Source organism: Massilia agilis (assembly GCF_024756255.1).
In the GTDB taxonomy this organism is placed as follows: Bacteria; Pseudomonadota; Gammaproteobacteria; order Burkholderiales; family Burkholderiaceae_D; genus Telluria; species Telluria agilis.
In genome coordinates, this window is sequence record NZ_JANUHB010000002.1 from 577,573 (window position 1) to 591,215 (window position 13,643).

The 13,643-nt window shown below is 68.4% G+C and carries 13 protein-coding genes; 3 read left to right on the forward strand and 10 right to left on the reverse strand.

Annotated elements, in window-relative coordinates; translation table 11 throughout:
* Positions 1-8: 8 nt before the first annotated feature.
* On the reverse strand, positions 9-425 hold the full coding sequence (locus NX774_RS09530; protein ID WP_258821937.1) for a secondary thiamine-phosphate synthase enzyme YjbQ: 417 nt from the start codon (positions 423-425) through the stop codon (positions 9-11).
* A gap of 212 nt (positions 426-637) precedes the next feature.
* Here NX774_RS09530 and NX774_RS09535 point away from each other — a divergent pair, with 212 nt between their 5' ends.
* Positions 638-1,786: a GGDEF domain-containing protein gene (locus NX774_RS09535; RefSeq protein WP_258821938.1), complete on the forward strand. Its 1,149-nt coding sequence runs from the start codon at positions 638-640 to the stop codon at positions 1,784-1,786.
* Positions 1,787-1,808: 22 nt separating this feature from the next.
* On the opposite strand, the gene NX774_RS09540 is transcribed toward NX774_RS09535, so the two are convergent.
* The 4 genes from NX774_RS09540 to egtD form a co-directional block, all read right to left on the reverse strand.
* The gene (locus tag NX774_RS09540) at positions 1,809-2,063 is read right to left on the reverse strand and encodes a hypothetical protein (RefSeq protein ID WP_258821939.1); all 255 of its coding nucleotides are present in this window, start codon (positions 2,061-2,063) and stop codon (positions 1,809-1,811) included.
* Positions 2,064-2,224: 161 nt separating this feature from the next.
* Positions 2,225-3,154 carry a YihY/virulence factor BrkB family protein gene (locus NX774_RS09545; protein ID WP_258821940.1) on the reverse strand — a complete coding sequence of 310 codons (930 nt, stop codon included), beginning with the start codon at positions 3,152-3,154 and terminating at the stop codon, positions 2,225-2,227.
* Positions 3,151-4,362, reverse strand: a complete 1,212-nt coding sequence (egtB, locus tag NX774_RS09550) for an ergothioneine biosynthesis protein EgtB (RefSeq protein WP_258821941.1) — start codon at positions 4,360-4,362, stop codon at positions 3,151-3,153. The genes NX774_RS09545 and egtB overlap by 4 nt, the downstream gene beginning before the upstream one ends.
* A 1-nt stretch (position 4,363) precedes the next feature.
* Positions 4,364-5,326 carry an L-histidine N(alpha)-methyltransferase gene (gene egtD, locus NX774_RS09555; RefSeq protein ID WP_258821942.1) on the reverse strand — a complete coding sequence of 321 codons (963 nt, stop codon included), beginning with the start codon at positions 5,324-5,326 and terminating at the stop codon, positions 4,364-4,366.
* Positions 5,327-5,555: 229 nt separating this feature from the next.
* Here egtD and NX774_RS09560 point away from each other — a divergent pair, with 229 nt between their 5' ends.
* Together NX774_RS09560 and NX774_RS09565 are read left to right on the forward strand one after the other, a co-directional pair.
* A complete protein-coding gene (locus NX774_RS09560) occupies positions 5,556-6,206 on the forward strand; it encodes an ABC transporter ATP-binding protein (RefSeq protein WP_258821943.1) in 651 nt (216 codons plus the stop codon).
* Between the two features lie 161 nt (positions 6,207-6,367).
* The gene (locus NX774_RS09565; RefSeq protein ID WP_258821944.1) at positions 6,368-6,655 is read left to right on the forward strand and encodes a hypothetical protein; all 288 of its coding nucleotides are present in this window, start codon (positions 6,368-6,370) and stop codon (positions 6,653-6,655) included.
* Positions 6,656-6,803: 148 nt separating this feature from the next.
* Here the strand turns inward: NX774_RS09565 and NX774_RS09570 are convergent, their stop codons facing one another.
* From NX774_RS09570 to NX774_RS09590, 5 genes are all read right to left on the reverse strand, one after another.
* Complete coding sequence (locus NX774_RS09570) at positions 6,804-7,670, reverse strand: hypothetical protein (protein WP_258821945.1); 867 nt, start codon at positions 7,668-7,670, stop codon at positions 6,804-6,806.
* Positions 7,671-7,785: 115 nt separating this feature from the next.
* Positions 7,786-10,842, reverse strand: a complete 3,057-nt coding sequence (locus tag NX774_RS09575) for a hybrid sensor histidine kinase/response regulator (protein ID WP_258821946.1) — start codon at positions 10,840-10,842, stop codon at positions 7,786-7,788.
* Positions 10,833-11,606: a substrate-binding periplasmic protein gene (locus tag NX774_RS09580; RefSeq protein ID WP_258821947.1), complete on the reverse strand. Its 774-nt coding sequence runs from the start codon at positions 11,604-11,606 to the stop codon at positions 10,833-10,835. Before NX774_RS09580 ends, NX774_RS09575 begins: the two co-directional genes overlap by 10 nt.
* A gap of 75 nt (positions 11,607-11,681) precedes the next feature.
* Positions 11,682-12,476, reverse strand: coding sequence for a substrate-binding periplasmic protein (locus NX774_RS09585; protein ID WP_258821948.1), 795 nt, complete (start codon positions 12,474-12,476; stop codon positions 11,682-11,684).
* Positions 12,473-13,636, reverse strand: a complete 1,164-nt coding sequence (locus tag NX774_RS09590) for a GGDEF domain-containing protein (protein WP_258821949.1) — start codon at positions 13,634-13,636, stop codon at positions 12,473-12,475. The genes NX774_RS09585 and NX774_RS09590 overlap by 4 nt, the downstream gene beginning before the upstream one ends.
* Positions 13,637-13,643: the final 7 nt, after the last annotated feature.

Sequence of the window (13,643 nt, forward strand, 5' to 3'; positions counted from 1 at the left end):
CGTGGCTGTCAGCCGCCCAGCACTGTCACCACCACCCTGCGCCGGTGCGCCGACGTGCGGTGCTCCCACAGGTAGATGCCCTGCCAGGTCCCGAGCAGCAAGCGGCCCCCGCCCACCGGCACCGTCAAGCCGCTATCGGTCAGCACGCTGCGCGCATGCGCGGCCATGTCGTCCGGGCCTTCGGTATCGTGCCGGTAGTCGGGATCGCCGTCCGGCGCCAGGCGCGCCATGATCGTTTCCAGGTCGCGCCGTACGTCGGGGTCGGCATTCTCGGTGATCGTCAGCGAGCAGCTGGTGTGCTGCACGAACACGTGGGCCAGCCCGCACTGGACCTTCGATTCGGCAACGACCTTGCCGACCGCGTCCGTGATGTCGCGGGTGCCCCGACCCGGCGTGGAGACCTCAAGAATGCGCTGGTGTGCCACCTGTTCGTCCTTCCCATCTGAAACGGCCGCCCGCGCAGCCCGCGGCACATGATACCCAAGCCGCCGGCGGACAGCAGGCACGTCATCGGCGCAAGCGGTGCCAGTAAGTGTTTTTTCTGCAACTAGCTTTAATAAGAGATAACTTTACAAAGTTGTCGGCTGTATAATCTTTTGCACTTCGCCGCCGCGCGGCGCCCTTGCGAGAACAGCCGATGCCTACCGAACTGGCCGCCCTGTCGTCGACTCCCGTCAGCGCTCCCGCGCCGCACGCGCGGCTGGCCGATTTGCTGCTGACCAGCGACCCGCGCCAGCGCCGCTGCCTGACGGTGCTGCTGCTCGCCTCGCTGGTGACCGCGATCGGCATTGCCCTGTGCATTGCCGGGGCCGTGCTCGACGTGTTCCCCGTGCGCGATGTCGCCGTTGTGGCCGTGCTGGCGGCGGCCACGATGGCGAGCTTCTTCGTCATCATCCGCAGCGGCATCAACCAGCGCTTTGCCGACCCCACGCTGGCCTACCCGCAAATCATCGCCGCACAATCGCTGGTGGCGGCCGGCTACGCCGTGCTGGGTCCGGTGCATACGGCCACCCTGCCCCTGCTGGTGCTGGTGATGACCTTCGGGATGTTCACCATGCGCGCGGCCGCCGTGCGCGCGGCCTGCATCTACACGCTGGTGGCCATCGGCGCCGTGATGGTGTGGCGCAGCCGCACCGATCCGGCGCACTACCCGGCGCTGCTCGAATGCTTCAACTTCGTGATGACGGCCACCGTCCTGGCCGCCATCGCACAGCTGTCGAACCACCTGGTCAGCCTGCGCGCCAAGCTCAAGTCGCAGCGCCTGGCGCTGGAGGATGCGCTGGCCCAGATCCGCGAGCTGGCCACGCACGACGAGCTGACCGGGCTGCCCAACCGCCGCCACATGCTCGATTTGCTGAACGAGCACGTGCAGCGCCGCACGCGCGGCGGGCAGCGCTTCTACGTCGGCATCATCGACCTGGACCACTTCAAGGCGATCAACGACAGTTACGGCCATTGCGTGGGCGACGAGGCGCTGCGCGGCTTTGCCCAGCAGGCGCAAGCGGTGCTGCGCACCACCGACGCGATCGGGCGCTGGGGCGGCGAGGAGTTCCTGCTGATCCTGCCGGAGAACGGGCCGGGCGAGCCGACCGTCGGCATCGAGCGGCTGCGCGCGGTGCTGGCCGACACCGCCGTATCAAGCAGCGTGCCGCAGCTGCGCCTGCGCTTTTCGGCGGGCCTGACCCGCGTGCGCGACGGCGAACCGATCGGCCAGGTGATCGAGCGCGCCGACCACGCCCTCTACACCGCCAAGTCGGCCGGCCGCGGCCGCGCGGTGCTGCTCTGACCTCTTGGCGGCGGTTCGCGCGTCACTGGTGCCGGGTAAGGTCAGGGCCATCCAGCGTTTCGCTGCGCAGCCGGCCAAGCCGGAACGGTTCGAGCGAGGGATCGCCGCCTTCGGGCGCGCAGGCGTCGAAAGCGAGCTTCAGGCCGGCGTCCTGGACGGCGGTGCGGCGGCGCCGCCTTTGCATGCGGCGCATGCGGCGCACCGCAACCAGCACCAGCGCCGCAGCCAGCACGGCGGCCAGCACGTACAGTATGCTGCCAAACTCAAGGTCAGCCATGGTTCCCCTCCGATCGTTCTTCACCTGAAGCTATTGATCCAGAGAATCAACTCTGCCATTTGGCAATGACGGGAATTTGACGAGAGTCAAAGGCTTGGGGCGCTGTGGCGGGCTCGCCACGGGTTTATCCGGCACGAATGGAACGGCCAGCCTGGCGTCGCTCAGGGCCGGGTGGTGAGCGGGCGCGGGTTGCGGTCGGCGTAGGCGCGGCCGACCCGTTCGTACTCGGCAATCACCTGGGCGCCGAACAGCAGCAGCGTGGCGCCGATCTCCAGGCTGAACATGACCACGATCGCGGTGGCCATCGAGCCGTACACCAGGTTCACCTGCGACAGCGTGGAGAAGTACCAGACCAGCACGTGGCGCGCGATCTCCCACAGCAGCGCCGCCGTCACACCGCCGACCAGCGCGTGCGAAGGCACCAGCCGGCCGACCGGCATCACCAGGTAGATCGAGGTGAGCACGAGGATTTCGCCGGCCAGGCCCAGCAGGTAGAGCAGCGCGCCGGAAATGCCGTTCAGCGACCAGGTGTGCCCGAACAGGCTCACGCTTTCCTGCCCCATCACCTGCAGCGCGCCGGCCACCAGGGTAACGATCATGACACCGGCGCCAAGCGCCAGCACGTAGCAGTACGGCAGCACCGCCGACACCAGGAAGTGGCGGCGCCGGATCGCGACGCGGTGCACGAAGATCACGCTCATCGCGTTTTCCAGCACCGTGAACGCCAGCGAGCTGAAGAACAGCATGGTGCCGCCCAGCACCCAGGTGATCAGGTCGCGGTTGTCGAGGAAATGCGCGACCTCGGCCACGATGGCGCGCGACTGGCTCGGCACCAGCAGTTCGAGGTAGCGGCGCAGCGTCTCGAGCAGCTCGCCCTGCTCGATGAAGTGCGACAGCACCACCACCACCAGCATCAGGAACGGCACGATCGACAGCAGCGCGTAGTAGGCGACCGCGCCGGCCAGCAGCAGGCCCTGGTTGGCCTTGAAGCACTTGAGCACCTGCAGCGTGAAGTCGAGCGGGTGCGCCAGGATGTAGGCGTTGGCGCGCCGGTTCAGCAATCGGGTCCTGCGCCCGCGCATGCGGTTCATCTGGCCAGTCGGATGCCGGTGAACTGCCAGCGCGCACCAGCGGGAAAAAAGTTGCGGTAGCTGGCGCGGGCATGGCCGGCCGGCGTGGCGCATGAGGAGCCGCGCAGCACATATTGGTTGACCATGAACTTGCCGTTGTATTCGCCCAGCGCCCCGTCCTGGGGCCGGTAGCCCGGATAAGGCGCATAGCTGCTGCTGGTCCATTGCCAGCAGGCGCCAAACAGCTGCGACAGCCCGAAGCGTGGCGCCGAATCCGGGTGCAAGGAGCCCTCTTCCACGGCCTGGCCTTGCGCCGCCAGCTCCCACTCGGCCTCGGTCGGCAGGCGCGCGCCGCACCAGCGCGCGTAGGCGTCGGCCTCGTACAGCGACAGGTGCGTGACCGGGCGGTGCGGGTCGAGCGGGGCCAGCCCGTGCAGCGTGAATTCGCGCCAGCCGCCGTTGCCGTCGCGCTGCCAGTAGAGCGGGTGCGCCAGTTCGCCGGCGGCCACGCGGTCCCAGCCGTCGGACAGCCACAGCGCCGGGTCGCGGTAGCCGCCCTGCTCGACGAAGCGCGCATACTCGGCATTGGTGACCAGCCGGGTGGCGAGCTCGAAGGGCTCGACCCAGGCGCGGTGGCGCGGCAGTTCGTTATCGAAGCAAAAGCCGATGCCCTCGTAGCCAACCTCGACCAGGCCGCCCTCGAAGCGCTGCCACCCGAGCGGCGCGGACGGCGGCGCGGCCGGCAGCCCTCTGCCAAGGTAGGCCGGCGCCGCGGGATGTTGCGCCAGCAGGTGCTTGACGTCGGTGAGCATCAGCTCCTGGTGCTGCTGTTCGTGGTGCAGCCCGAGCGTGAGCAGGTCGCGCAGCGCATCGCCGGCGGTCGCAGCCAGCGCTGCGATGCGCTCGTCCACCTGGCCGCGCCAGGCCAGCACCTGCGCCAGCGGCGGCCGTGTCAGCAGCCCGCGCTGCGGCCGGGGGTGGCGCGCGCCGATGCCGTTGTAGTACGAGTTGAACAGGTAGCGGAACGACGGGTCGAACGGCGCAAAGCCGCTCTCGTGCGGCTCGAGCACAAAGGTTTCGAAAAACCAGGTGGTGTGCGCCAGGTGCCACTTGACCGGGCTCGCGTCGGGCATCGACTGGGCGCAGCAGTCTTCCGCACTGAGCGGCTCGGCCAGCCGCAGCGAGCGCTGGCGCACCGATTCGTAGTGACGCAGCAGTGCGCTGTCCATGTCAGTGCATCGCCTGCGCGTGGATCACGGCAAACCAGCGCCGCGGGTCGGTCCAGATGCGGGCCGCCTCGAAGCCGCCGCGTTCGAGCAGGTCGATGGCGTCGGCCGGGCGGTATTTATAGCTGTTCTCGGTGTGGATGCGCTCGCCGCGGACAAACTCGCGCGCGCCGCCGCGCCAGCGCACGACCTGGTCGCGCTCGGCCTCCAGGTGCATCTCGACCCGGCCTTCGTCCGGATTGAAGAACCCGTGGTGGCGCCAGCACCGGATGTCGAAGTCGGCGCCCGCCAGCCGGTTGGCGTGGCGCAGCACGTTGCGGTTGAAGGCGGCGGTCACGCCCAGCTCGTCGTCGTACGCGGCATCCAGTACCGCCTTGTCCTTGTCCAGGTCGATGCCGATGAGCAGGCCACCGTCGTCGCCGCACTGCCCGCGCAGGCGGCGCAGGAAGGCCACCGCCTCGTCCGGGCTGAAGTTGCCGATCGACGAGCCGGGGTAGAAGAACAGCCGCCGTTCGTCGCGCACGCCAGGCGGCAGGTCGAAGCGCTGCGAGAAGTCGAGCCCGCACGCCTGCATGTCCATGCCCGGATGACGCAGGCGCAGGCGCTCGAGCGCATCGCTGACGAACTCGGTGGAAATGTCCACCGCCACGTACTGTCGCGGCCGCAGCAGCGGAAACAGTGCGGCCGCCTTGGCGCAATTGCCCGCGCCCAGGTCGATCAGCGTGACGCCGGCGCCCGCGGCACGCGCGATATCGGCGCCGTGGCGCTCGAAGATCGCGGCCTCGGTGCGCGTCGGGTAGTACTCGGGCAGCTCGCAGATCGCCTCGAACAGCCGGGAACCGAGGGCGTCGTACAGGAATTTGGGGGAAATCCATGCCTCGCGCGCGAGCAGCCCGGCGGAAAGCTCTGCCGGATCATGGGCGCTGGGAGTGGCTTGTCGCGTTTCGGTCGTGCATGACGTCAGCATAAGGTTTATCATTCGTGCCGCCATGCCGCACGATGCGGGATGGCTAGGGAATGTTGCTGTGTTGGCCATCATAGCGGAATCCCTTGCTTTCCAGCGCCGCCTTGCGCCAACCGTGCGCGGCGCCGGACCATCCTGGCCTGGAGAGAAACCGCCCGATGCCCGCTTTTCGCTGCTGCCCGCCCGCCGCCCGCCCCGGTTTTTTTGCCACCGGACCGCGCGGACGCTGACGATGCTCGAACTGGTCAACCTGGGCAAATCCTACGGCGGCAGGCAGGTACTGTCGGGTCTGTCGCACCGCTTTCAGGCCGGCGAATTCGTCGCCATCATGGGCGAATCGGGCGTGGGCAAATCGACCCTGCTCAATATTATCGCGGGACTGGATGCACCGGATAGTGGTCAGGTGCTGGTGGACGGCCAGCCGATGTCGGCGCTGGACGATGACGCGGCAACCCGGCTGCGCCGCTCGCGCATGGGCTTCATCTTCCAGGCATTCCACGTGCTGCCGCACCTGACGCTGCTGCAGAACGTTGCCCTGCCACTGCTGCTCAACGGCGAACCGCCCGCGCGCGCATCCAGCATGCTGGCGGCGGTCGGGCTTGGCGGGCGCGACAACGATTTCCCGCGCCAGTTGTCCGGCGGCGAGCTGCAGCGGGTGGCGATTGCCCGCGCGCTGGTGCACCGCCCCGCCCTGCTGCTGGCCGATGAACCAACCGGCAACCTCGACCCCGAGACCGCCGACGGCATCCTGCACCTGCTGCGCGCCGAGACCCGGGCCAGCGGCGCCGGGGCGATCATGGTCACCCACTCCCACGCGGCGGCCGCCATGGCCGACCGCATTCTCGTGCTCACCCGTTCCGGGCTGAAAGAAACTACGAGTTAGCCAGCTCGGCTTCCGAACTGTTCACGAACAGTGCGTCGAGATCGGCGTTCTCGTAGTACTATCGCCACATAAGATAACAATAAAACAACACTGAGCCAGCCCGGCATTCCAGAACTGACGATCTGTCCTTAACCAAAGTTCAACAGACGATGGAGAAGTACATGAGCGTACGGCAAAGAAAACAGGAAATGCTCGAGGCCATGCAACGTGCGCGGGCGCTGGAGCCGTCGAGCTTTGTGCCGAACAAGCTGCTCGACACGCTGATCGAGCGCATGAATTTGAAGAACGACGCGGAACTGTGCCGGGTGCTGGAAGTGCAACCGCCGATCATCAGCAAGATCCGCCACCGCAAGCTGAATGTGGGCGCGACGATCCTGCTGCGCATGCACGAGAAGTCGAACATCCCGATCCGCGAGCTGAAGGAGCTGACGAACGCGTCGATGCATTGATTGACGTAACAAGTTGCCGCGCCACGTAGGGTGGGCAGGTCTTCCTGCCCACGCGTTCAACTCAGGCTAAATGAGCCGCGATGCTAGCTGTATTTGGACGCGTGGGCGGGAAACCCGCCCACCCTACGGGCAACGCGACGGGTGCCGCTCAGTGGCTGCGCGGGCGCCCGGTCTTCAGTTGCGGCAGGCTCGAGAGCACGCTTTGCAGCGTCGCCAGGTCGATCTGGCTGATGAGGGCAACGCCGATCCGCAGCAGCTCGCTCTTCTTGATTTCGAAGCCGGCCTTGAGGCACGCCTGCTTGACCTGCGCGAGCACCGCGTATTCGCGCTCCGGCATGGTGAAGCTGTCGCGCACCAGGCGCTGCTTTTCGTTGGCGCCCGCTTCGCCGTCGCCGGCTGTCCGGCGCACCAGCGGACGCGTGGCGGCAACGCCCGCGGACTTGGCGGCGGTTGCCCGACCCGGCGCGCGCGCGCCTTTTGCGGCGGGCTTGACCGCGCCTGCTGCCGGCTGTTTGGCTGCCGGTTTGGACGCCGATTTTGCTGCCGGTTTTGCTGCCGGTTTTGCTGCCGGTTTCGCGGCGGGTTTCGCCAGCTTGGCAGCCACCGCCGGCTTGGCAGCCCGTTTTGCGGCGCCAGGCTTGACGGCCGGTTTGGCTGCGCCGGTTTTTGCAGCGGGCTTGGCCACGCCTGCCTTGGCAGCCGGCTTGACGGCGCTGGCCTTGGCTGCCGGTTTTACCGCGCCCGATTTGGCGGCCGGCTTTGCCGCGGCAGCCTTGGCGGCGGACTTGTCGGTCCCCTGGGCTGCTCGCTTTGCCGGCTTGGTGACGGCGCCCTTTTTGGCGCCGGCCGTGCTGTTGACTGTGCTGGTGGCGCTGCCAGCGGCGCGTTTTGCGCCTGCGGCGGGTGCTGCCTTGCTTGCGCGTTTGGCCGGCGCTGTTGCGAGCGCCTCGTCCGCCGATGCAACTTTTGCCGCGTTTTTCTTAGCCGCGGCTTTGGCGGGTGCTTTCTGGGCCATCGAATACTCCATTGTTTAACGATTTAAACAATATATACGATTTGCCCATGTTCCGGTAGGCGCAACAGCGGCGGGACACGAGCTGCATCAACAGATGCGCGCGTGCCGCCGGCCGTCAGGCGTCGTGCGGCACGGTGAATTTCACGCCGTGCTGCGCCAGCAACTGCCGCGCTTCCTCGAATTCGTAACCGGACAGGTAAGTTTCCAGGCTCGTCATCGTGCCCGCGTCGAGCACGCGGGCAAGGCAGGTCCGCACGCTGTCGAAATAGTCGGTCGCGTCGCCTGAAAATTCTTCCAGCAGCCTGGCCAGGTGCGCGAGCGCATGCGCGGCGCCCTCCAGCGCTTCGGGCACCGGTGCGGCACTCCTGGTGTCGCTGTCGAAGTAACGCTCGATATTGCGCACCAGGTCGGCCACGGCCGACTCCAGTGCCGCCACGCCACGCGCAAGGATGGTCTTGTCCGCGGTTTCCAGCGCCATCCCCTCCTCCACCGCCTGCGCCAGCGTCTGCAGCTCGCGCGCGCCGATGTTGCCCGCCACGCCGCGCAAGGTGTGCGCACGCCGGCCCGCCAGGTCCAGGCGCCCGGCTTCGAAATCGGCCCGGATGTCGGCGCCGGCCGTGCCTTGTGTGGCGCAGAAGCGCTCCAGCAGCTGCAGGTAGAGCGGCTCGTTGCCGGCCACGTTGCGCAGCCCGAACGCAGTATCCAGCCCCACCAGCCCCGGCAGCGGCGCCGGACCCGGGGCCGGCAGCGCCGCCTGCGGCTGCGGCAGCGCGTGGCCGAGCCAGCGCGCCAGCGTGTGGTACAGCTTTTCGGGCTCGACCGGCTTGGTGATGTAATCCTGCATGCCCTCGCGCAGGCACCGTTCGCGGATCTCGGCCAGCGCATGCGCCGTCATCGCGATCACCGGCAGCTTGTTGAAGCGCGCATCCTTGCGCAGCTCGATGGTGGCCGCGTGGCCGTCCAGCTGCGGCATCTCAAGGTCCATCAGCACCAGGTTGTAGCCGTCGGGACCGGCCAGCGCGAGCTTGTCCAGCGCCTGCTGGCCGGTGGCGGCGATGTCCACCACGATGCCCTGCGCGGTCATCAGCTCGGCCGCGATCTGCTGGTTGACCAGGTTGTCCTCGACCAGCAGCACGCGCGCCTGGCCGACGCCGGGCAGCGCAGCCGGCGCCGCCGGCGCCTCGGCCACGCGCTCGGGGCGGCCGGACAGCGCGAACTCAAGGTCGAAGCGGAAGGTCGAGCCGCGTCCGGGACTGCTCTCGACCGCGATGCGCCCGCCCATCAGCCCCACCAGCTGCTGCGAGATCGACAGGCCAAGGCCCGTGCCGCCGTACTCGCGGGTAGTGGAGCCATTGGCCTGGCTGAACGCGCGGAACAGTTTGGACTGCTGCTGCGCGCTCATGCCGATGCCGGTGTCGCGCACCGCAAAGCGCAGCCGCACGCGGCCGCTCACGGCCGTGGGCAAGGGCGTGCACGACAGCTCGATCTCGCCCGAAGGCGTGAACTTGACCGCATTGTTGACCAGGTTGATGAGCACCTGGCCCAGGCGCAGCGGGTCGCCCACCAGCTCGCGCGGCACGGTGCGCGGCACGTTGACCAGGTAGCCCAGCTGCTTTTCGGCCGCCTTCTGGCCGGTCACGGACGCCACGTTCGACAGCACCTCGTCCAGCGTGAACGGGATTTCCTCGACGTCGAGCTTGCCCGCCTCGATCTTGGAAAAGTCGAGGATGTCATTGATGATCCCCAGCAGCGACAAGGCCGCGCGGTGGATCTTGCTCACATAGTCGTGCTGCTTGGGATTGAGGTCGGTGCGCAGCGCCAGGTAGGCCATGCCGATGATCGCGCTCATCGGCGTGCGGATCTCGTGGCTCATGTTGGCCAGGAATTCGGATTTGGCCACGTTGGCCGCCTCGGCGCGCACGTTGGCGGCCAGCAGCGATTGTTCGCGCTCGCGCCGCTCCGAGATGTCGCGGATGAACGAGCAGAATTCGTACTCTTCCTTGTCGGCCAGCTGCACGCGCGTGATCGCCAGCTCGATCGGGAACTCGGTGCCGTCGCGGCGCAGCGCGTAGATTTCGATCCGGGTGTCGAGCACCCCGCCGCCCTTGCCTTCGCGGTAGCGGCGCACCCCGGCGCGGTGCGCCTCGCGGTAGCGCTCGGGGATGATGCATTCGTCCAGCGCGCGGCCCAGCGCCTCCTCGCGGGTGAAGCCGAAGGTCTTCTCGGCCTGCGTGTTCCAGCCGACGATGCGGCCGTTGCCGTCCATGCGCACCACCGCGTCCAGCGCGGTTTCCACGATCGCCTGCAGTTTTTCCTGGGTGTCGCGCGCGATGCGGATCGAATCGGTCAGCTCGGCGGTGCGCGCGGCGATGCGCATTTCCAGGTCTTCGTTCAGTTCGCGCAGCTGCTGCTCGATCACGCTCTTTTCGCGCAACAGGCCGGTGGTCACCTGCTCGGCGCGGCGCAAGCGGTTCAGGGTGTCGCGAAAGCTGCGCACCGCCGACGACAGCCGGCCGATCTGGTCGCGCCGGCCAATGCCCGACAGCGCGATGTCGGTCTCGCCGCGCGCGAGCTTGTCCAGCGCCACCTGGATGTCCACGAACGGCTGGGTCATGCGGCGCCCGACCAGGAACACGCACACCACGATGGCCAGCGTGAGCAGCAAGTTGGCGGTGACGGTGCGCACCGTCTGGCGCCGCAAGTCCTGGTCGATCGGCTGGCGCGAAAAGGCCAGCTCGATCGAGCCGACCTGGTAGGTGCGGGTGCCGTCGTTGAAGGTGATCGTGCGCGCCACGCGGATCGCGGACGCCGGATCGCGCGGCACGCCGGTCATCGATGCGAGCACGTCGCCCTCGGGCGAGAGCACGCGCAGCCACATCACCTCCGGGGTGGCGCCGAGCGCGCCGACCACCGAGGACACGGCCGCGCTGTTGATGTCGAACAGCGGCTGCGCCAGCGCCTGCGACAGCACCTGGGCCTGGCGCTCGACGCGGTCCTGCAGGCGCGCATTGGCTTCGGCCGACAGGGTGTGCATCACGTAGGTCGTGTACACGCCGGTCGAAAGCACCACCGCGAGCACGATGCCGGCGCCGAGCCGGAACACGATGTTCTGGTTCCAGCTGTCGAGCAGCTTGGCAAACAACAGCCGCGCCAGGCCCCCCTTCATCGCCATTCCGGCTCCACTTTGCTCGCCTCGAGCCGGGCGTAGCCGGGACTGGTGCGCACCGCCCCGACCTCGTTCCACAACCGGCTGGCCAGCTGCGGGTCGCGCGCGAGCGTGGCGTGCGAGAGCATCAGGTAGTAGTCCTGCTGCAGCAGCGGCACCGGCAGCACCTCGAGCTGGGCGCTGAACGGACCGTGCGCGAGGCGCTGGGCGTCGGCCGCGCCGAATGCAGCCGCGGCCAGCCGTCCGGCCGCCAGCTTCTGCGCCAGCTCCTCAGGCTGCTGGCTGCCCTCGTCCGTGGGCACGCCTTGGGAACGCAGGAACTCGCCCACCGAATAGCCGAGCTGGAAGCCGATCTTGCCGTCCACGTGGTGGAAGGCCTTGCCGTCCCAGTCGATCGCGCTGCCGCGGCGCCGCACCAGCATGTAGCCGCCCACGTTCATGCGCTTGGCGCGGTCCGGGTGCGCGCCGCCGGGATAGGCCCCCACCGCCAGCCGCGCCGGGTAGAAGCTGACCGCAATGCCGCCGTCCACCGCGTTGGCCTTGATCGCCTCGAGGCAGCGCTTCCACGGCATGCCGCGGTAATCGAATTGCACGCCGGTGCGCTGCGACACCTCGCGCAGCAGCTCGAAATTCAGGCCCTGGCCATCGAGCGTACGCCAGGGCAGCACCTCGCGCCGCTCGTAGCACAGGGTGAGCGTGCCGGCGGCAGTCGCCGGAGCACTGCCAAAAACGCAGCTTGCAGCGATCACGAGGAAAATGAGACGACGCATGAGGCGGGATGAGCAAGGAAATGTCAAGAAATAAACTCTTAGTATGCCATTTCCCAGAAGCAAAAAACAGCGGAATCAGTGCTTACCGCGCATTACCGCGTCGATTGCCGCTTTATTGCGACGGAGATACGCGGGACTGGCATGCACCACGCCAACCGCGTCCCACACGCGGTTGGCCAGCCGCGGGTCGCGCTCCACCAGCGCGTGCGACAGCACCAAGTAGTAGTCCTGCTGCAGCAGCGGCACCGGCAGCACTTCGAGCTGCTGCGCGAACGGGCCATGCCGCACACGCTCGGCATCGGCGCCACCGAACGCGGCCGCGGCGATGCGGCCGCTGACCAGCTTTTGCGCCAGCTCATCGGCCTGCTGGCTGCCCTCGTCGATGGCGACATTGCGGCTCTTCAGGAACTCGCCGATCGAATAGCCGAGCTGGACCCCGATGCGCCCGTCCACATGGCGCAGCTCCTTGCCGTCCCAGTCGATCGGGCTGCCGCGGCGACGCACCAGCATGTAGCCGTCGCCGTTCATGCGCTTGCTGTGGTCGGGCGATGCCCCGCCCGGAAACACGCCGATCTCCTCGCGCCCGGGGTTGTAGCTGACCGAAAACGCGCCATCGACCGTGTTGGCCTTGAGCTCCTCCAGGCAACGCTTCCAGGGCATGCCGCGGTACACGAAGGTGACCCCGGTGCGGCGCGCGACCTCGTCGAGCAACTCGAAATTCAGGCCGTGGTGGTCGACCGTGCGCCAGGGCAGCACGTCGCGCCGCTCGAAGCACAGGGTGAGCGTCGGCCCGGCCGCCTGCGCGCGTCCGGCCAGCACGCAGCCGGCGGCCAGCAGCGGCAGCAGCAGGCGCCGCAGTGCCGCGCTCATGCTTCCTCCACCGCGCTTGCCGGCGCCGCCTGCGCCACGCGATTGCGGCCCAGCTCTTTGGCGCTGCGCAGCGCCCCGTCGGCGCGCTGGAACAGCGTGACGGTGCTGTCGTCGGGGCGGATGGTGGTCACGCCGAAGCTGGCCGTCATCGCGATCAGCGCGCGCTCGGTCTTGCAGGGGTGCGCTTCGAGCGCCGCGCGCATGCGCTCGGCCACCAGCGCCGCCTCGTCCAGGTTGGTGCGCGGCAGCAGGATCGCGAACTGGCCGCCCACCAGGCGCCCCAGCTGGTCGCTGTCGCGCAGCTGGCGTTTGCACACCTCGGCCACGTGGCGCAGCACCACGTCGCCGGCGGTGTGGCCGTAGCCGTCGTTGATGCGTTTGAACTGGTCCAGGTCGAGCGTGACCAGCGCGGTGGCCATGCCCGGCCGCCGCGCCAGCGCCATCCACGGCGCCAGCAGGTTGAAGAAACCGCGCCGGTTCGGCACGTCGGTGACCGGGTCTGCGACCTGCAGCCGCGCCAGCTCGGCCTGCAGCCGTTCGCTCGCGAGCAGCAGCATGCCGAACGCGTACAGCAGCATCAAGAGATAGAACGCAGCGGTGGAACACTGGCGCAGCACCGGGTTGGACCACCACGCCCAGCCGCCGGGCGCGGCCAGCACCAGCACGCCGCGCGCGGCCACCGCCAGCGCCAGCACGATCCCGGCCACGGCCAGGAAGCGCTGCAGCATGCGCGCGCCGCGCCAGCCGCTGGCCAGCGCCACGCCGGCGCACAGGTAAAAGCCGCCCAGCACCAGCGACGCGGCGAGCGCGCGCAGCGCCGATTCGTCCACCATGTAGCAGGCCAGGAATACCGCCACCGCCAGCGCCAGCGCGACGAACACCGGGCGCCGCCAGGCGCTTTTGCCGGCCAGTTCCCAGAACGCGCCGGCCTCCAGCGCCACGCCGGCGAACAGCAGCGCGTAGCCAAGCGGCAGCGCCAGCGGCTCGGGCAGCACGTTCGAGGCCGACAGCGCCAGCAGCAGCCAGGCGCCGGCCTGGCACTGGCGCGACAGGCCCCATACGCCGAGCGCGGCCGGGCGCGCGGCGCCATAATCGAAGAAGAACAGTGCGGCGCACAGGGCAAGGTTGCCCAGCGCCAGGACCATTGCGGTGGAATCCATCGGCTGT